The sequence below is a fragment of the Corynebacterium hansenii genome, assembly GCF_030408795.1.
Lineage (GTDB): Bacteria > Actinomycetota > Actinomycetes > Mycobacteriales > Mycobacteriaceae > Corynebacterium > Corynebacterium hansenii.
On the sequence record NZ_CP047211.1, the window covers coordinates 933,606 to 951,246 of the forward strand.

The following is a 17,641-nucleotide window of genomic DNA, read 5'->3' on the forward strand; positions in this document are numbered from 1 at the left end:
TGGTGCGTCAAAATGCCCTGGTTGAAGGGATATTCGCGAAACGCTTGACAGGGCCGCCGCGGCCAAGCATGATGTGGATCACACATAGTGCATATATGTGACCTGGAAATCAGGCGTCGCGGTGGCCGGTCGAACGGCCGTCACAGGATCTCCGGATCGTCCGCGGCGAATCCCGGGACCAGGGCCACGGCGCACCACACACGATGAGAGGAAATTGATGACGAACCCAGATGCCTACATCTTCGACTCGGTGCGCACGCCGCGCGGCCGGGGCAAGAGCAGCGGCTCGCTGTACACCGTCAAGCCCATCGACCTGGCCGTCGGCCTGATCGAGGCCATCCGCGAACGCAACCCGGAGCTCGACGCCGCGCAAATCGACGACCTCGTGCTCGGCATCGTGTCGCCGGTGGGGGAGCAGGGCTCCGTCCTTCCCCGCGCCGCCGCCATCGCCGCGGGCCTCCCGCACACCGTCGCCGGCGTCCAGCAGAACCGCTACTGCGCATCGGGCCTTTCCGCCGTCAACGACGCCGCGCAGAAGATCCGCTCCGGCTGGGAGGATCTCGTCCTCGCGGGCGGCGTCGAGTCGATGTCGCGCGTGCCCATGGGCTCCGACGGCGGGCCGCTTCACGACGACCCCCGCACCAACTACAACGGCTACTTCGTTCCCCAGGGGATCTCCGCCGACCTCATCGCCACCCTCGAGGGCTTCTCCCGCGAAGACGTCGACGGCTACGCGGTGCGTTCGCAGGATCTCGCCCAGAAGGCGTGGGACGAGGGCCGCTTCGACGGCTCCATCGTCCCGGTCGTCGACATCGCGGGCACCGTCGTCCTCGACCGCGACGAGCACATGCGCCCCGGCGCCACCGTCGACGGTCTGGGCAAGCTGAAGCCGTCGTTCGGCCAGCTCGGCCAGGCCACCGGCTTCGACGACGTCGCCATCCAGCGCTACCCGGAGGTCGAGCGCATCGACCACGTCCACCACGCCGGCAACTCCTCGGGCATCGTCGACGGCGCCGCCCTGATGCTCATCGGCACGAAGGAGGCGGGCGAGCGCAACGGCCTCACCCCCCGCGGCCGCATCGTCTCCGTCGCCGTCACCGGCTCGGACCCGACGATCATGCTCACCGGCCCGACGCCCGCCGCGCAGAAGGCGCTGGCCAAGGCCGGCCTGTCCATTGAAGACATCGACCTGTTCGAGGTCAACGAGGCCTTCGCCGCCGTGCCCATGAAGTTCGCCAAGGACCTCGACGTCCCCATGGACAAGATCAACGTCAACGGCGGCGCCATCGCCCTCGGCCACCCGCTGGGCGCCACCGGAACGATGATCCTCGGCACCCTGCTCGACGAGCTGGAGCGCCAGGACAAGCGATACGGCCTGGCCACGCTGTGCGTCGGCGGCGGCATGGGCATCGCCACCATCATCGAGCGGGTCTGATCGGGCCCCGGATCACTCAATTCACACCGAATTACGCAATAGAAGGGCCTGCACACAATGACCGAAAGCACCATCAAGTACGACCGGGATTCCGAGGGCATCGTCACCCTCACCCTGGATGATCCGAATCAGTCGGCGAACACCATGAACGAGGCCTTCCTGGCCTCCTACGCCGACGTCGTCGAAAAGCTGAAGAAGGACGTCGAGGAGGGTGGCGTCAAGGGTGCCATCCTCACCTCCGCGAAGAAGTCGTTCTTCGCCGGCGGCGACCTGCGCGACCTGCTGCACTCCAGCCGCGAGAACATGGCGGAGGCCGCGACGGCCTCCAACGAGCTGAAGAAGAACATGCGCACCCTGGAGACCCTGGGCATCCCGGTGGTTTCCGCGATCAACGGCGCCGCGCTCGGCGGCGGCCTGGAGCTGGCGCTGGCCACCCACCACCGCATCGTCCTGGACGGCCCCGGCGTCGTCCTCGGCCTGCCCGAGGTCACCCTCGGCCTGCTCCCCGGCGCCGGCGGCGTCACCCGCACCGTGCGCATGCTCGGCGTGGAGGCCGCGCTGCAGAACGTCCTGCTCCAGGGCAACCAGCTGCGCCCGGCCAAGGCCGTCGAGGTCGGCATCGCCGACGAGCTGGTCGACAGCGCCGATGACCTGATCCCGGCCGCCCGCCGCTGGATCGAGAGCGTCGCCGGCGACGCCGAGGCCGCGAAGCAGCCGTGGGACCGCGACGGCTACCGCCTGCCGGGCGGCGCCCCGAGCAACCCGAAGCTGGCCTCGAAGCTGCCGGTCCTGCCGGCCTTCCTGCGCAAGACCACCAAGGGCGCGCCCTACGAGGCCCCCATCGCCATCATGTCCGCCGCCGTCGAGGGCGCGCACGTCGACTTCGAGGCCGCCTCGGTCATCGAGTCCCGCTACTTCGCGGAGCTGTCCACCGGCCAGGTGGCCAAGAACATGATCCGCGCCTTCTTCTTCGACCTCCAGGCCGCCAACGCCCTGGGCAAGAAGCTGTCCGGCGGCAAGCAGGAGAAGGTCTCCAAGGTCACCGTCCTCGGCGCCGGCATGATGGGCGCCGCCATCGCGTACGTCTGCGCCAAGTCCGGCGCGGAGGTCGTGCTGAAGGACATCTCGCTGGAGAACGCCCAGCGCGGCAAGGGCTACTCCGAGAAGCTGGTGGCCAAGGCCAACAAGCGCGCCGGCGAGGACGCCGACGTCGTCGCCCGCAACCAGGCCCTGCTCGACCGCATCCACCCGACCGAGGATCCCGCGGACACCCGCGACTCCGAGGTCGTCATCGAGGCCGTGTTCGAGGACCCGAAGGTCAAGGCGCAGGTCTTCGCCGAGATCGACGAGTACATCAAGCCCGACGCGCTGCTGTGCTCCAACACCTCGACCCTGCCCATCACCCTGCTGGCCGAGAAGATGAGCCGCCCGCGCGACTTCATCGGCATGCACTTCTTCTCGCCGGTGGACAAGATGCCGCTGGTGGAGCTGATCAAGGGCGAGCAGACCTCCGACGAGACCCTGCAGCGCGCGCTGGCCGTCGTGTCGCAGATCAAGAAGACCCCGATCGTCGTCAACGACGCCCGCGGCTTCTTCACCTCCCGCGTGATCGGCACCTTCACCTCCGAGGGCATGGCCATGGTCCACGAGGGCATCTCCCCGGCCGTCGTCGAGCACGCGTCCACCCAGGCCGGCTACCCGGCCCCGGTCCTCGCCCTCATGGACGAGCTGACCCTGACTCTGCCGCGCAAGATCCGCGACGAGACCTTCGCCGCCAAGAAGGCCGAGGGCGCCATCCCCGAGGACGCCCCGCTGCCAGACCCGATCCTCGACGAGATGATCGACGTCCACGACCGCAAGGGCCGCTCGACCGGCGCCGGCTTCTACGAGTACGACGCCGACGGCAAGCGCGTGGGCCTGTGGAAGGGCCTGGCCGACGCCTTCGGCGGCGACAAGGAGATCCCGTTCGAGGACGTCAAGGAGCGCATGCTCTTCATCGAGGCCGTCGAGACCGTCCGCTGCATCGACGAGGGCGTCCTGGAGACGGCCCGCGACGCGAACGTCGGCTCGATCCTGGGCATCGGTTACCCGGGCTGGACCGGTGGCGTCGTCCGCTACATGGACCAGTACCCCGGCGGCCTGCCCGGCTTCGTCGCCCGCGCCGATGAGCTGGCCGACAAGTACGGCGAGCGCTTCCGCCCGCCGGCCTCGCTGCGCGAGAAGGCCGCCAACGGCGGCACGTACGAGGAAGTGAACTGATCATGTTGCGCACTCGCTTCACCGAGGAATTCGGGATCGAGCATCCCATCGTCCAAGGCGGGATGATGTGGGTCGGCCGCGCCGAGCTCGCGGGCGCGGTGTCGGAGGCCGGTGCCCTCGGCATCATCACGGCCCTGACGCAGCCGACCCCGGCCGATCTGGTCGCGGAGGTCCGGCGCGCCAGGGAGATCACCGACAAGCCGATCGGCGTGAACCTGACCATCCTGCCGTCGATCAACCCGCCGCCGTACGCCGAGTACCGCGACGCGATCATCGAGTCGGGCGTCAAGATCGTCGAGACCGCAGGCTCGAACCCGCAGGAGCACCTGCCGCATTTCAAGGATGCCGGCATCAAGGTCATCCACAAGTGCACCTCGGTGCGCCATGCGCTGAAGGCCCAGGACATCGGCGTCGACGCCGTGTCCATCGACGGGTTCGAGTGCGCGGGGCACCCGGGCGAGGATGACGTGCCGGGCCTGGTGCTCATCCCGGCGGCGGCCGACGAGATCGAGATCCCGCTGATCGCCTCCGGCGGCATCGCCGACGCCCGCGGCCTCGTCGCGGCGCTGGCGCTGGGCGCCGATGGCGTCAACATGGGCACGCGCTTCATGGCGACGCAGGAGTCGCCGGTCGCCCGCGCCGTGAAGGACCGCCTGGTCGAGGCCTCGGAGCTGGACACGAAGCTGATCTTCCGCACGCTGAACAACACGGCCCGCGTGGCCAAGAACGCGATCAGCGAGGAAGTCGTGCAGATCGAGTCGAAGGGCTGCGAGTTCTCCGACATCCAGCACCTGGTCGCGGGAGCGCGGGGCCGGAAGGTCTTCGAGGACGGCGACCTGGACGCCGGCATCTGGACCGCCGGCATGGTGCAGGGCATCATCCGCGACGTGCCGACCGCCGGCGAGCTCGTCTCGCGGATGGTCGGCGAGGCCGAGGAGATCATCGGCTCGCGTCTGGCGGGCATGATCGGCGGGGGAGGTGCGCGATGAGCGACTCGCCCCCCACCGGAGCCGACGCCGTGCGCGTCGAGGTGTCCGACGGCGTGGCGCAGGTGTCCTTCGCCCGCCCGCAGCGCCTCAACGCCGTGGACTACGGGACGCTGGAGGCCTTCGGCGACGCCGTGTCCGAGGTGTCCCGGCGCGATGACGTCCGAGCGGTGATCATCCGCGGCGACGGCCCGTCCTTCTGCGTCGGCGCGGACATGCGCGCCGCGATGGAGGGCACCTACAAGGTCACCCCGCAGCAGACGATGGAGGTGTCGGACCGGGCGGTGCTCGCCGTCGTGGAGTCGCCGGTCCCGGTGATCTGCGCGCTGCGCGGCAACGCCGTCGGCGTGGGCGCTTCGCTGGCCCTGGCCACGGACCTCACGGTCATGGCCGACGACGCCAAGCTGAAGTTCCCCTTCATCAATCTGGGACTGATGCCCGACGGCGGCGCCACGCAGATGCTGCCGGCGCGGTTGGGCCGCCAGCGGGCCGCGAAGATCCTGCTGTTGGGCGGGGACATCGCCGCAAAGCAGGCGCTTGACGACGGGCTGGTCGTGGACGTGGTCCCGACGGACCGGGTCGATGACGCCGCACGAGAACTTGCCGCAGCAGTGGCCGCACGGCCGGCCAACGCGGTGGCGCACACCCGGGAGGCGCTGTCCGGCGCCTTCGCAGGGGAAATCAAGGCTGCCCTGACCATCGAGGGTCGGGGCCAGGCCTCGCTGTTGACGGGACCGGAGTTCGCGGCGGCTGCCGCGGCCCTGGCCGGGAAGAGCAAGGCCTGACGCAGGCGCCGGGTGGTCGAAGTGTCGTCGACCACCCGGCGTCTTCGCGGATCTCCGGTATTTCCATCTTTTCATTGATATTTGTAGCCAAAGGCAAATCATGCCGCCGCAACCCAAGGAGTAACTGATGTCCATCGTCACCAGCCCCCTTCGCCAGCCCCTCCACTCCAGGCCGAACAACTGGATGAACTGGGTGGAGAACCACGCCGGGATGCGCCCGGATGCGCCGGCGCTCCGCTTCTTGGGCGTGACCACCACGTGGAAGCAGCTCGACGAGCGCTCCAAGCGCCTCGCCGACGGCCTTTACACGATGGGCGTCCGCCAGGGTGACCGAGTGCTCCTGCTCACCCTCAACTGCACCGAGTTCTTCGAGGCCGTCCTGGCCATCAACCACCTCGGCGCGCTGGCCGTCCCGGTGAACTTCCGCCTGGCCCCGCCGGAGCTGGCGTACCTGATCAAGGACTCCGGCGCGAAGCTGGCCTTCGTGCAGACCCCGCTGTCGCCGCTGCTGGCGGCGGCCCGCGCCGAGGCCCACCAGCTGGAGAAGGTCATCGAGATCGGCCCGGAGCTCGGCGGCACCACCGTCCACGGCAACGTGCCCTACGAGGACCTGATCCACCGCGAGGATCCGCGCCGCGAGCACGTGTTCGTCGGCGCCGACGACGAGTGCCTGGTGCTCTACACCTCGGGCACCTCCGGCCGTCCGAAGGGTGCGGTGCTGACCCACTCGAACATCGTCGCCCAGTCGATCACCTGCATCCGCGCGATGCGCTACTACCAGGACGACAACGTCGGCTTCCTGGCGTCGCCGGTGTTCCACGTCGCGGCGCTGGGTTCGATGGCCCCGATGATCATGCTCGGCGGCCTGACGGTCATCCACCCGCTGAAGGAGTTCAACTCCACCGAGATGCTGGACGCCTGGGAGCGCGAGGGCGTGACCACCACGTTCTGCGTGCCGACGCAGTGGCAGGCGATCTGCGCCGACCCGACCCTGGAAGGCCGCGACCTGAAGCTGCGCGTCATCTCCTGGGGTGCGGCGCCGGCCACCGACGCGATTCTGCGGGCGATGAACGAGAAGTTCCCGGATGCGCTGAACGTCTGCGTGTTCGGCCAGACCGAGATGTCGCCGATCACCACCGTCCTCGACGGCGATGACGCGATCCGCAAGCTCGGCTCGGTGGGCAAGGTCATCCCGACCATCCAGGCCCGCATCATCGACGACGAGGGCAACGAGGTCCCCGACGGCGAGGTCGGCGAGATCGTCTACCGCGGCCCGACGATGATGACCCGCTACTGGAACAACGCCAAGGCCACCGCCGAGGCCTTCGAGGGCGGCTGGTTCCACTCCGGCGACCTGGTCCGCCGCGACGAGGAGGGCTTCATCTACATCGTCGACCGCAAGAAGGACATGATCATCTCCGGCGGCGAGAACATCTACTGCGCCGAGGTCGAGAACGCCCTGGCGGAGCGCCCGGCGATCCTCGAGTCCGCGGTCATCGGGCGCAAGGACGACAAGTGGGGCGAGATCCCCGTCGCCGTCGTGGTGCCGAAGCCGGGTTCGGAGGTGCCGAGCGTGGACGAGCTCCGCGAGTTCCTCGACGGCCGCATCGCCCGCTACAAGTTCCCCCGCGAAGTCATCGCCTCGGAAGCGCTGCCACGCAACGCCGCCGGCAAGGTGGAGAAGCATACGCTGCGTGCCGCCCATGTCTAGGTGGTTCTATTGCGATAAATTTATCCGATAGATGCGGGTGGTGTGTAAGGTTGGTTTACATGAAAGAGTCCTCGAGGGTCGGTGAAGAGCCTGACCATGGCGTCGTTTCCCGGTCAACCGCGGATGCGGGACCGGCGACCGGCGGCGACCAGGCGCCCGCGGCGGCGGAGGTAGCGCCGCCCGCCCCCGCGGCTTCCGCATCGTCATCGGTTTCCGCCGCCAAGGCGGCTCCGGCGGCTCCGGCCGCTCCTGCGGCGGAGGCGGCGGCGACGGCGCCCCCGCCGGCGGCGCCCATGCAGGGAAGCCGGTTGCCCCGGTTCAAGACGCAGCTGTCGGAGGTGGTCACCGACCACATCCGCAACATGATCCTGTCGGGCCAGCTGGTCCCGGGCACGTCGATCCGCCTGGATGACACCGCCCGGAGCCTGGGCGTCAGCGTCACCCCGGTGCGCGAGGCGCTGCTGTCCCTGCAGGGCGAGGGGTGGGTGTCCCTGATGCCCCGGCGCGGGTACAAGGTCAACGAGCTCAACGAGGAGGACATCTCCGACTTGTACTCGCTGGCGCAGTTCCTGTCGACGGAGATCTGCCGCCGTGCCGCGCCGAATCTCACGGCCGCGGACATCGCCGCCCTGCGTGGTTTCACCAGCGGGCTGGAGGTGGCCATGGCCGTGGGCGACATCGACCGCGTGGTGGACAACGAGTTCCAGTTCCACCGGCTGATCAACATCCGGTCCAAGCGCCACAAGCTGGTGTGGTTCCGCGAGAAGGTGGCCAGCTACGCGCCGGTCGACGTGTTCGCGCACAGCTCGCGCTGGGGCGAGGCGTCGGTGTCGTCGCACCGGAAGCTCATCGACGCGATGGCCTGCAGCGATTTGGGCGGCATCGAAGAAGCGAACCGGAAGCAGTTCGAGGCGAGCACCGAGGTCCTGGTGGCCCATCTCAAGGCCGTGGGGGCCTTGGTCGGGCCCGCCTAGGGCGGCTGCGGTCCGCATTCCGGTCCGCACCATGAATCGGGCCCGTCGGCGCCATGTGCGCCGGCGGGCCCGACTCGCGTGCGTCAGTCGCCACGCTCGCTTGCCGGGCGCGTCACGCAGCGCCCGCGGCGGCCGCCAGCGCCGGCAGGCCGGTGGCCGCGGTCGTCCGCCACGAGTGCGTGGCATGCGGGGTGAAGTCGGTGTCGTCGGGGGAGATCTCGATGACCGGGATCCCGGCCGCCACGGCCATCAGCGGCAGCCCCGCGGCGGGGAACACCACGCCCGACGTGCCCACCACGACCATCAGGTCGCAGTGCCGGGCGTGCGTTTCGGCGTCGTTCCATTCCCGCTGGGGCAGGGCCTCGCCGAACCACACGACGCCGGGCCGCACGAAGCCGAGCCCGCAGACCGCGCAGAACGGCGGCATGAGGTGCTCGACGGGCTCGTCGGGCAGTTCCGGTTCATCGGCGGGGGCGTCGCACCGGTCGCACCGGAACGCGAACAGGCTGCCGTGCAGGTGGGCGATCGAGCGCGGGGAGGTGCCGCCGCGCTCGTGCAGGTCATCGATGTTCTGGGTGGTCACGTGCCCCCAGCCGGCGCCGTGGTCGAGTGCGGCGCACCAGGCGGCGATGGCCTCGTGCCCCGCGTTCGGGGCGGCGCGCCGCGCCAGGTTCATGCGCCACAGGTACCAGGGCCAGATTGCGCCGGGGTCGTTGCGCCAGGCGTCGAAGCTGGCCATCGCCTGCGGGTCGACCTTCGTCCACAGGCCGGTCTGCGCGTCGCGGAAGGTGGCCAGGCCGGATTCCGCGCTCATGCCCGCGCCGGTGAAGAACTCGACGCGGCGGGCGTCGCGCGCGAGTTCGGCGATTGATTCGGGGACCTCGCCGGGGCCGGAGCCGTCGTGATGGTTGTCGTCATGGCGCCTCATGCCCCCAGGTTATGCGGGTTCGCGCGGCTTTACGACGTGCCGCCCGCCCCTTCGCGCGCCGCGGTGGGCGGTTCCGGCCGCACGGTGGAAGGCCGATCGCCGGGCCGATCAGGACGCGACGGCGGACTCGCGCAATGCCAGGCCCGCGGCGGCGACGACCACCACCAGCCCGATCCAGCTGAGCACCGCGAGCCGCTGGCCCAGGATCGCGACCCCGGCGATGGCGGCGGTGGCGGGCGCGAGCGCCGTGAGCGTGGCGAACAATCCCGCGGGCAGGACGCGCAGGGCGGCCATGTCGATGCCGTAGGGGATGATGCTCGACATCACGGCGACGACCGCGCCGAGCCCGAGGATCCGCGGGTCGAGGAACGCCGACGGCGCGGTGAGCAGACCGATCGGTGCAAGGCTCATGCCGCCGACGGTCAGCGCCAGCGCCAGGCCCGTCTGCCCGGAGAAGCGCCGGCCGGTGCCTTCGGTGGTCAGGATGTAGCCGGCCCAGAACGCGCCGGCGGTCAGGGCGCACGCGACGCCCGCGACGGTGAGGTCGCGGAGCCCGGACCAGCCGAGCATCACCACGCCGCCGAACGCCAGCGCCGTGAACAGGGCCGACCGGGGCGAGCGGGCGCGGACGGCGGCGAGGATCAGCGGCCCCACCAGCTCGAACGTCACGGCCGCGCCGAGGGGGATGCGATCGATGGACAGGTAGAAGAACAGGTTCATCGAGCCCATCGTCGCGGCCAGGCCGCCGAGCCAGGCCCAATCCGTCCGCGATAGCCCCCGCACCCTCGGGCGCAGCAGGAGCAGGAGGATCAGCCCCGCCAGTCCCATGCGCAGCGTGACGACGACGCCGGCCGACGCGGATGTGATGGCGACGGCGGCGAACGCCGACCCGAATTCGAGCGAGAACATGCCGATGACCAGCAGGACGGCGAAGAACCAGAGGCGGGCGGCGGTGGCCGGGGCGGGGGAGGAGGGCCCCGATGCGGAAGCGCCGGGAGCCCCGGCGGCGGGAAGCTGCGGCACGGGCTACGTCGTGGTGAAGAACGCGCGGTTGTCGGACCCCCGGTACGCCTGCACGGTCGCCCAGACGGCGATCGCGGCGGCGACGACGATGAGCACGGTCACCGCGCTGTCGATGAACTCCGCCGCGCCCCCGCTCACGCCGGCGTCGTTGGCGCCGGTGGCCATGGCGGTAAGCGAAAGCACCGCGTTGACCGCGAAGACGGTGGCCGCGATGCTGAGGATCATCCGCGCCGCCGCGCTGCCCCGCAGCAGCTTGCCCGCCAGGAACCAGCACGCCAGGGCGACGAGCCCCTGCGCGACGGTGGCGAATCCCACGCTGATCAGGATCGACGTCTGCGCCTGGGCCCGGGTGGGAACGATGGTGCCGGTGCGGCCGGACATCGCGGCGTCGATCATGTGGTCCCAGTTGAGGATGGCCGTCGCCACGGTCAGCACGAGCGCCGGCACGTATACGGCGACGGCGATGCGCCACAGCCTGCTCGCCTGCGCGGCATGGAACGGAGTGGTGCGGTGAGGGGTGCCTTCGGCGCTCGATTTCATGCCCATCAATGTATCAATCGGGGGTCACCAGCCTTAACGGCATTACCTTCTTACCTGCGATTATGAACGAGGACTCAGACAGATCTGTTCAAACGCTCATCTCATGGGGTACGGTACGGGGTATGTGAAGGTACCGCGCAGGTGCCGACGCCCCCGGGTTTCCCGCCGTGCGCCCATCGCCGAACCGCCGAAATGGCCGTCGGTGGGCGATGCCGGCGGGAACCCCGGGCGCCGACTCTGCGCCAGGATGGATCGATCGACGATCAGACAGGGGAGTTCGGTGGCTGCTGAGGCGATTGCTTCGACCACGGATCCGGATCCCGGGTTCGACCCCGACGCGCAGCGTCGGGCAATCATCAACCGGCTCAAGCGCGCCCACGGGCAGCTCGCCGGGGTCATCGCGATGATGGAGGAGGACCGCCACTGCCGTGACGTGGTCACCCAGTTGGCGGCGGTGTCCAAGGCGCTGGACCGCGCCGGCTTCAAGCTGGTGTCGTCGTCCATGCGGGGTTGCCTCAACGGCACGGACAACGGCAACCTCAGCCCGGACGAGATCGAGGAGCTGTTCCTCCGCCTGACCTGATCGGCACGGTCCCCGGGGCGGCGCCCGGGCCGTTACACCGCGCTGGCCCTGTGCGGGTCCGCGAGCACGGTGCCCCGGTCGCGCCACTGCGCGCGCAATTCCGCCGTGCCCTTCGCCCGTGCCAGCGCGAATTCGTTGGGAGTGGCCGGGACTGCCTGGAGCATCGACACCAGCACCTGCTCGCCGGTGCCGCCGGCCACCGTCACGTCCGGCACTGTCACGTCCGGCACGTCGGCGTCGACGAGCACGAAACCCGTGAACCGCGCGTCCGGCCACAGCGGTCGGCCGAAATCGAGAAGCGCGCCGTCCTGCAGCACCAGTCCCTCGATGCTGGGTGACGCCGCGAGCATGGCCAGCGGGCGCGTCACCGCATCGAGCCCGCCGATGACGGGCAGCACCAGTTCGGCGCGCGGCCCCTCGTTGGGGTCGGTGACCATGGCTGACGGATCCTGCATGGGCGACCGCGAGCAGCCGAGCGTCGCGTAGGTGACCGTGCGCTCGCGGTCGGGGCCGAACCTCAGCACGGTCAGGGGGTCGGCGCCGAGGAACGTCAGCTTCGCCTCGCCGGGCTGGCTTTCCTCGAAGTAGCCGCACAGCTGCGCGCGCACCGCATCGATGATGGCCGTCATGGTTCCCGCTTTCCGGTCGGTGGGTGGTCGGTCATTGCCTTATGACGCTAATGCCTCCGCCATCGGCGCCCGCGTTCGGGCCGCCGGGACGGGTCAAGCGGGATCCCCGACGGGTTCGGAGCCGGGGCCGGCGCCGATGGCGACGCGCTTCGGGTGCGGTTGATTCGGCTCGGCGAGCGTGACCCGTTCCGCCCACGTGACGGGGCAGCCGGCGGCGGCGAGCCACGCATCGGGGTCGCCACCGTGGGCGGTGATGCCGGCCAGGGCGTCGAAGGCCCGGTCGATGGCCCGGGCGCCGGCGTCGGCATCGACGATGCCCGCGGCAAGGGCGGCGGCGAGTTCGTCGGCGTCGTCGACGCGGACGGCGCCGTCGAGGGCGACGACGTCCAGGTAGAGATCGCGCGTGCGCCACACCTCGGAGCCGTCGGCCCCCGTTTCCCGCGTCACGTCGGCGACGTCGAGGTAGCGGCGGCTGGTCGCTTCGGCGCCGGGGCGGAAGTGGAAGATGTTGGCCCGCAGGCCCTGCGAGGGCAGCAGCCATGATTCGAGGTAGCCGAACTGCGGGTGGTCGGCGCCGCGGGCCATGTACAGGCCGTGCGGGTGAACCTCGAAGACGTCGACGTCCCGCACGAACCCCTTGGGGTCGACGTTGGCGCGGGCGCCGAGGTCGAAGGTCTCCAGCTTGGGTGCGTGCGGGACGGGCATGGCCCCGACTCTAGTGCCGGCGCCGCGGACGCGCCGTCAGCCGAACAGGCCCATGAAGCCCGATGCCTTGGGCTGCTGCGCGCGGCAGGTGCACTGGCGCTCCTTGGGCACGGTGGCCATGACCTGGTCGACGTGCATGCCGCAGCCTCCCCACGTGGTCTTGTGGCACTTGGGGCATTCGACGGGGTAGCACATGCGGGGCTCCTTGGGGTTCGTGTCTCGGCTGGAAGACGTTTCCGGGTGAAGTCCGCGCCCGGGCAATGGGCGAGTTCGGCTTCGGCGGGGCCCGATCGGGCACCGCAATGCACGGTACTATACCCCACCGGGTATAAAAATCCAGCGAATGTGACGAGCATCAACGGTGGGGTCATCGACGGTGCACCCGCCATCGCCCGGAAACGGCGGAACCCCGCCCTCCGGCCGTGGGCCGGGGACGGGGTCCGTCGTGAAGCGAAGTGCCTCTTTTACTCGACGACCGTGTAGGTGGCGGTCGGGGTGTAGTTGCACTCGGTCGGGCCGGACTCCTCGTCGGCGGTGAAGCCGCCCTGGAGCGCGGCGATGACGATGCCGGAGCCGGTGTCGGCGACGCCGTTGACGGTGCCGTGGCTGCCCTCGTTGATGCCGTTGTAGGTCAGCGGGGTGGTGCCGAACTTGCCGTTGGCGATGTTGACCCAGTGGACCTTCATGTTCGACTGGCCGTTGTAGACGCCCTTGGTGCCCAGGCCGGTGAAGATGTAGCCGACCTGGTGGGCCGGGACGCCCGGCAGCGGCAGCGGCGCGGGGCCCGGGACGGAGGTGGCCAGGCCGAAGGAGCGGCCCTCGCCGTTGATGCACTTCTCGGCGACGGTCGGCAGCGGGAAGTCGGAGGTCGACGGGGAGTCGGACGGCTGCTCCCAGCCCGGCTCGCCGGAGCCGGTGAGGAAGCCGGACACGCGCTCGAGGGCCGAACGGAGGTCCTCCGGGACGTTGGGCTGGCTGGTGATGCGCTCGATGGCGGCGGCGATCTCGTCGGCCGGCAGGTCGGCGCTGCTCGGGGCCTGCGGGATGGAGCCGTAGTTCGGGGCCGGCAGGGCGGGCTGCGCGATGGAGGCGGGGGCGAGACCGGCCGACAGCAGTGCGGCGGTGCCCAGGGCGGCCGCGGTGCGGCGGATGAAGGTTCGTCGGTTCGAGACCACGGTTGAAATACCCCTCGTAGGTCGTGTGCGGGTGGCCGCGTCTGCGGTCTCCCGGCGTCGTTCGGTCGGTCCGTTCCGGTCGTCGTCGGCGACCCCCTTGCTTTGCGACGGCCGGTGCCGGAGCATTTGCTGAGGAGCGCCTGAGGCGACGTTTACGGAATCGACGCCATCATAAGGCCCTCAAACTCATTTGGGAAAAGATTCGGTAAATTTCTTCCCCCCGCGGAAAACCGCGATCGGCGTGTCTTGTGTGACTGGTGAGGCGCGTGTGCTATGGAGTTACTGCTGGTGTTCGCCATTAAGCCCCGAAAAGCCCCGGCCACCCCTTGCGTTGCACGGCGCCGGAGCGCGGTGGGGTGACAGGGGGTGGCCGGGGTGGGAACCCGGAAAATCAGGCGTCGATTTTCTCGGGGGTCGCGGCGGATGCGATGGGCGCGGAGGGTGCGGCGGCACGGGTCCGGGCGATCGCGCCGGACGTCGACAGCTGGTTGCGGAACAGCGTCACGGCAGTCCACAGGGTCACCGAGGCGACGGCGACGATGATGGCCAGCAGCACGTAATAGATGACGGAGAACTTCTCCACGAGACCATTGGCCACCAGGCCGACGTGGAGCGCGAACATCGACAGCACCGACAGGCCCACGCCCGGGCAAACCAGGGTGAAGGCGGCCGGCGACGCGGTCTCGCGGCCGAAGACGTACTCGCGGTAGAAGCCGTTGGCGCGCATGACCAGATGGCCCAGGCCGAGGAAGGTCATCTGGAACATGATCGCCGCGGCCAGCATGACCAGAACCGGGATCGAGGACTTCGCGTGCACCGCGCCCTCATGGGCGGGGGAGAAGGTCTCGAGGGTCTGCAGCCCGTGGCGCAGGCGCAGCATGGTGATGGCCAGCAGGGTGGAGATGGGCACCGCCAGCCACAGGGTCGCGGAGTTCTGCAGCGACAGGCCGTAGCGCAGCATGCTCATCACGCCCAGCGGCAGGAACACGGTGAACAGCAGCACGGCGACCGAGCCGAAGAACAGGGAGCCCAGCAGGGCGATCAGGACGATGGTTTTGTTGCCCGACATCGCGGCCGGGGCCGCGAAACCGACGGCGACCATGGTGAAGGCGAACGCGGACAGCAGCTGGTTCAGGCCGCCGTTGGCCTTGAAGTCGAAGCCCGCGGCGATCACGCGCTTGAGGTACGCGGACATGATGACCAGGGCGAGCGCGCCCACGGAGCCGTAGGCCAGCAGCGCCAGCGGCATCAGGTTCTCGATGACGCCCCACAGTCCGGGGACGAGCGCCATCGCGGCGACGAACATGCCGTTGACCGTCATGCCGAGCGTCAGCGGGATGGCCATGAGGGTGACCTCGGCGTTGGTGGACTTCAGCGTCCGGTACGCCGGGGTGCGGCGGAACTGCGCGAACTCGCGGATGTTCCACGCGAGCAGGAACAGGTGCACGGCGAACATCGCGATCATGCCAGCGTAGCCGATCGCGATCGCCGACTTCAGGAACGTGCCGCCGGTGGCCCAGGCATTCTGAATCGACTCGAAGGTCGGCATCGGGGTGTCGGGGTGGGGCGTGATGTGCATGAACGCCATGAAGAAGAAGACGGACATGCCGCCGAAGCCGAGGGCGGCCAGGAAGTAGAGGGGCGAGTACTTTTCGCCCAGGTCGCGGATCATCGGTGAAGACGCTCACTTTCGTGGTCGTGGGAACATGCCCCGCGGGAGTGGATACCCCCTGGGGTATGGAAACCGAACATTAGAGCACCCTGAGCGGCAAAGCGATTCGGGATGCCCATGGGGGTACCCGTTCGCCGTGGGCCGGCCGTCGGTCCGCCCAACCCCGCCCGCCGCCGAAATCGCGCCCGCCCCCGACATGCGAGTAGCCTGTATCCGCTAGGCCCACCGGGGCCCTGATGCCTCAATCTCCAAGGAGCACCCCCCACGTGAACGAAACCGAGTTCCGCAACGTAGCCATCGTCGCCCACGTCGACCATGGCAAGACCACCCTCGTCAACGCCATGCTGGAGCAGTCCGGCGTCTTCGGCGACCACGGGGAGGTCGCCGACCGCGTGATGGACTCCGGTGATCTGGAGAAGGAAAAGGGCATCACCATCCTGGCCAAGAACACCGCCATCCGGCGCAAGGGCGCCGGCAAGGACGGCCGGGACCTGATCATCAACGTCATCGACACCCCCGGCCACGCCGACTTCGGCGGCGAGGTCGAGCGCGCCCTGTCCATGGTCGACGGCGTCGTGCTGCTCATCGACTCCTCCGAGGGGCCGCTGCCGCAGACCCGCTTCGTGCTGGGCAAGGCGCTTGCCGCCTCGATGCCGGTGATCATCGTGGTCAACAAGACCGACCGCCCCGACGCCCGCATCGACGAGGTCGTCGAGGAGGCCCAGGACCTGCTGCTCGAGCTGGCCGCCACCGTCGAGGACCCCGACGCCGCCGAGGCCGCCGAGCGCAACCTCGAGCTGCCCGTCCTCTACGCCTCCGGCCGCGCCGGCAAGGCGTCCACCGAGAATCCCGGCAACGGCGAGCTGCCCGACAACGACGACCTGCAGCCGCTGTTCGACGTCATCACCTCGGTGCTGCCGGAGCCCTCCGCCGACGTCGACGGCCCCCTGCAGGCGCAGGTCACCAACCTCGACTCCAGCTCCTTCCTCGGCCGCATCGGCCTGATCCGCATCCACTCCGGCAAGATCCGCAAGGGCCAGCAGGTGTCGTGGATCCACTACGACTCCGAGGGCGAGCAGCACGTCAAGACCGCCAGGATCGCGGAGCTGCTGCGCACCGTCGGCGTCACCCGCGTGCCCACCGAAGAGGCCATCGCCGGCGACATCGCGGCGATCTCCGGCATCGACGAGGTCATGATCGGCGACACCCTCTGCGCCGTCGACGCCCCGAACCCGCTGCCGCGCATCATCGTCGACGAGCCGGCGATCTCCATGACCATCGGCGTGAACACCTCCCCGATGGCCGGCCAGGGCGGCGGCGACAAGCTCACCGCCCGCGTGGTCAAGGCCCGCCTGGACCAGGAGCTCATCGGCAACGTGTCGCTGCGCGTCCTGCCCACCGAGCGCCCCGACGCCTGGGAGGTCCAGGGCCGCGGCGAAATGGCGCTGTCCATCCTCGTGGAGACCATGCGCCGCGAGGGCTTCGAGCTGACCGTCGGCAAGCCGCAGGTGGTCACCAAGACCGTCGACGGCAAGCTGCAGGAGCCCTACGAGCACCTGACCATCGACGTCCCCGAGGAGCACCTCGGCGCCGTCACCCAGCTCATGGCCGCCCGCAAGGGCCGCATGGAGCAGATGGGCAACCAGGGCTCCGGCTGGGTCCGCATGGAGTTCGTCGTCCCGTCGCGCGGCCTGATCGGCTTCCGCACCATCTTCATGACGGAGACCAAGGGCACCGGCATCGCCAACCACTTCTCCGCGGGCTATGACGACTGGGCCGGCGAGATCAAGGACCGTGCGACCGGTTCGCTGGTCGCCGACCGCACCGGCCAGATCACCGCGTACGCCCTGCTGCAGCTGGCCGACCGCGGCACGTTCTTCGTCGAGCCGGGCTACCAGGCCTACGAGGGCATGGTCGTCGGCGCGAACCCGCGCGACGAGGACATGGACATCAACATCACCAAGGAGAAGAAGCTCACCAACATGCGCGCGGCGTCGGCCGACACGACGGTGACGCTGGACAAGGCGCGCTCGCTGACGCTGGACGAGGCCATGGAGTTCTGCGGCGCCGACGAGTGCGTCGAGGTCACGCCGGATGGCATCCGCGTGCGCAAGGTGATCCTCAACGCCACCGAGCGCAACCGCGCCCGCTCCCGCGAGAAGGCCCGCAACCAGGGCAAGTAGCGGCTGCGGCGGTTGGTGCGGAGGCATCGGCCGCCCGTCCGCCCGGCCCGGGC

At 69.6% G+C, this 17,641-nt stretch carries 16 protein-coding genes; 8 read left to right on the forward strand and 8 right to left on the reverse strand.

What is annotated here, in order from left to right; all coding sequences use genetic code 11:
- Positions 1 to 217 precede the first annotated feature (217 nt).
- The 6 genes from CHAN_RS04185 (at position 218) to CHAN_RS04210 (ending at position 8,150) form a co-directional block, all read left to right on the forward strand.
- Entirely contained in the window at positions 218 to 1,435 is a 1,218-nt protein-coding gene (locus CHAN_RS04185) for an acetyl-CoA C-acetyltransferase (RefSeq protein WP_048742791.1), read from the forward strand.
- 57 nt (positions 1,436 to 1,492) lie between these two features.
- Complete coding sequence (locus CHAN_RS04190) at positions 1,493 to 3,694, forward strand: 3-hydroxyacyl-CoA dehydrogenase NAD-binding domain-containing protein (RefSeq protein WP_290292114.1); 2,202 nt, start codon at positions 1,493 to 1,495, stop codon at positions 3,692 to 3,694.
- A gap of 2 nt (positions 3,695 to 3,696) precedes the next feature.
- Positions 3,697 to 4,683, forward strand: a complete 987-nt coding sequence (locus CHAN_RS04195) for an NAD(P)H-dependent flavin oxidoreductase (protein ID WP_048742785.1) — start codon at positions 3,697 to 3,699, stop codon at positions 4,681 to 4,683.
- A complete protein-coding gene (locus tag CHAN_RS04200; protein WP_290292119.1) occupies positions 4,680 to 5,465 on the forward strand; it encodes an enoyl-CoA hydratase/isomerase family protein in 786 nt (261 codons plus the stop codon). Before CHAN_RS04195 ends, CHAN_RS04200 begins: the two co-directional genes overlap by 4 nt.
- Before the next feature lie 127 nt (positions 5,466 to 5,592).
- Positions 5,593 to 7,176, forward strand: coding sequence for a long-chain-fatty-acid--CoA ligase (locus CHAN_RS04205; RefSeq protein ID WP_290292122.1), 1,584 nt, complete (start codon positions 5,593 to 5,595; stop codon positions 7,174 to 7,176).
- Between the two features lie 308 nt (positions 7,177 to 7,484).
- Positions 7,485 to 8,150, forward strand: coding sequence for a GntR family transcriptional regulator (locus tag CHAN_RS04210; protein WP_048742776.1), 666 nt, complete (start codon positions 7,485 to 7,487; stop codon positions 8,148 to 8,150).
- Between the two features lie 112 nt (positions 8,151 to 8,262).
- On the opposite strand, the gene CHAN_RS04215 is transcribed toward CHAN_RS04210, so the two are convergent.
- The 3 genes from CHAN_RS04215 to CHAN_RS04225 all read right to left on the reverse strand — a co-directional run bounded on the left by CHAN_RS04215 (position 8,263) and on the right by CHAN_RS04225 (position 10,641).
- Entirely contained in the window at positions 8,263 to 9,078 is an 816-nt protein-coding gene (locus tag CHAN_RS04215; protein ID WP_048742774.1) for an NAD-dependent deacylase, read from the reverse strand.
- 108 nt (positions 9,079 to 9,186) lie between these two features.
- Positions 9,187 to 10,101, reverse strand: a complete 915-nt coding sequence (locus CHAN_RS04220) for an EamA family transporter (RefSeq protein WP_290292130.1) — start codon at positions 10,099 to 10,101, stop codon at positions 9,187 to 9,189.
- Positions 10,102 to 10,104: 3 nt separating this feature from the next.
- The gene (locus CHAN_RS04225; RefSeq protein WP_290292134.1) at positions 10,105 to 10,641 is read right to left on the reverse strand and encodes a hypothetical protein; all 537 of its coding nucleotides are present in this window, start codon (positions 10,639 to 10,641) and stop codon (positions 10,105 to 10,107) included.
- A gap of 295 nt (positions 10,642 to 10,936) precedes the next feature.
- On the opposite strand from CHAN_RS04225, the gene CHAN_RS04230 reads away from it, so the two are divergent.
- Positions 10,937 to 11,224 (forward strand): metal-sensitive transcriptional regulator, encoded by a 288-nt coding sequence (locus CHAN_RS04230; protein ID WP_048742957.1) that lies wholly within the window; start codon positions 10,937 to 10,939, stop codon positions 11,222 to 11,224.
- Between the two features lie 32 nt (positions 11,225 to 11,256).
- Here the strand turns inward: CHAN_RS04230 and CHAN_RS04235 are convergent, their stop codons facing one another.
- The 5 genes from CHAN_RS04235 to CHAN_RS04255 form a co-directional block, all read right to left on the reverse strand.
- Positions 11,257 to 11,853, reverse strand: a complete 597-nt coding sequence (locus tag CHAN_RS04235) for a suppressor of fused domain protein (RefSeq protein ID WP_290292135.1) — start codon at positions 11,851 to 11,853, stop codon at positions 11,257 to 11,259.
- A 93-nt stretch (positions 11,854 to 11,946) separates the two neighbouring features.
- Positions 11,947 to 12,558 carry a DUF402 domain-containing protein gene (locus CHAN_RS04240; protein WP_290292138.1) on the reverse strand — a complete coding sequence of 204 codons (612 nt, stop codon included), beginning with the start codon at positions 12,556 to 12,558 and terminating at the stop codon, positions 11,947 to 11,949.
- Positions 12,559 to 12,594: 36 nt separating this feature from the next.
- On the reverse strand, positions 12,595 to 12,753 hold the full coding sequence (locus tag CHAN_RS04245; RefSeq protein ID WP_193388843.1) for a DUF8730 family Cys-rich protein: 159 nt from the start codon (positions 12,751 to 12,753) through the stop codon (positions 12,595 to 12,597).
- A gap of 269 nt (positions 12,754 to 13,022) precedes the next feature.
- Positions 13,023 to 13,733, reverse strand: coding sequence for an Rv1157c family protein (locus CHAN_RS04250; RefSeq protein ID WP_048742767.1), 711 nt, complete (start codon positions 13,731 to 13,733; stop codon positions 13,023 to 13,025).
- A 391-nt stretch (positions 13,734 to 14,124) separates the two neighbouring features.
- Positions 14,125 to 15,405 carry a TsoY family (seleno)protein gene (locus CHAN_RS04255; RefSeq protein WP_290292141.1) on the reverse strand — a complete coding sequence of 427 codons (1,281 nt, stop codon included), beginning with the start codon at positions 15,403 to 15,405 and terminating at the stop codon, positions 14,125 to 14,127.
- Positions 15,406 to 15,671: 266 nt separating this feature from the next.
- On the opposite strand from CHAN_RS04255, the gene typA reads away from it, so the two are divergent.
- Positions 15,672 to 17,588 carry a translational GTPase TypA gene (gene typA / locus CHAN_RS04260; protein WP_290292146.1) on the forward strand — a complete coding sequence of 639 codons (1,917 nt, stop codon included), beginning with the start codon at positions 15,672 to 15,674 and terminating at the stop codon, positions 17,586 to 17,588.
- Positions 17,589 to 17,641 lie beyond the last annotated feature (53 nt).

What these genes read in the sequence shown, in the direction of transcription:
- CHAN_RS04245 (WP_193388843.1), bottom strand. Translation starts at nt 12,753, where the DNA reads ATGTGCTACCCCGTCGAATGCCCCAAGTGCCACAAGACCACGTGGGGA.
- CHAN_RS04200 (WP_290292119.1), top strand. Translation starts at nt 4,680, where the DNA reads ATGAGCGACTCGCCCCCCACCGGAGCCGACGCCGTGCGCGTCGAGGTG.
- CHAN_RS04215 (WP_048742774.1), bottom strand. Translation starts at nt 9,078, where the DNA reads ATGAGGCGCCATGACGACAACCATCACGACGGCTCCGGCCCCGGCGAG.
- CHAN_RS04190 (WP_290292114.1), top strand. Translation starts at nt 1,493, where the DNA reads ATGACCGAAAGCACCATCAAGTACGACCGGGATTCCGAGGGCATCGTC.
- CHAN_RS04235 (WP_290292135.1), bottom strand. Translation starts at nt 11,853, where the DNA reads ATGACGGCCATCATCGATGCGGTGCGCGCGCAGCTGTGCGGCTACTTC.
- CHAN_RS04205 (WP_290292122.1), top strand. Translation starts at nt 5,593, where the DNA reads ATGTCCATCGTCACCAGCCCCCTTCGCCAGCCCCTCCACTCCAGGCCG.
- CHAN_RS04185 (WP_048742791.1), top strand. Translation starts at nt 218, where the DNA reads ATGACGAACCCAGATGCCTACATCTTCGACTCGGTGCGCACGCCGCGC.
- CHAN_RS04255 (WP_290292141.1), bottom strand. Translation starts at nt 15,405, where the DNA reads ATGATCCGCGACCTGGGCGAAAAGTACTCGCCCCTCTACTTCCTGGCC.
- CHAN_RS04225 (WP_290292134.1), bottom strand. Translation starts at nt 10,641, where the DNA reads ATGAAATCGAGCGCCGAAGGCACCCCTCACCGCACCACTCCGTTCCAT.
- CHAN_RS04240 (WP_290292138.1), bottom strand. Translation starts at nt 12,558, where the DNA reads ATGCCCGTCCCGCACGCACCCAAGCTGGAGACCTTCGACCTCGGCGCC.
- CHAN_RS04195 (WP_048742785.1), top strand. Translation starts at nt 3,697, where the DNA reads ATGTTGCGCACTCGCTTCACCGAGGAATTCGGGATCGAGCATCCCATC.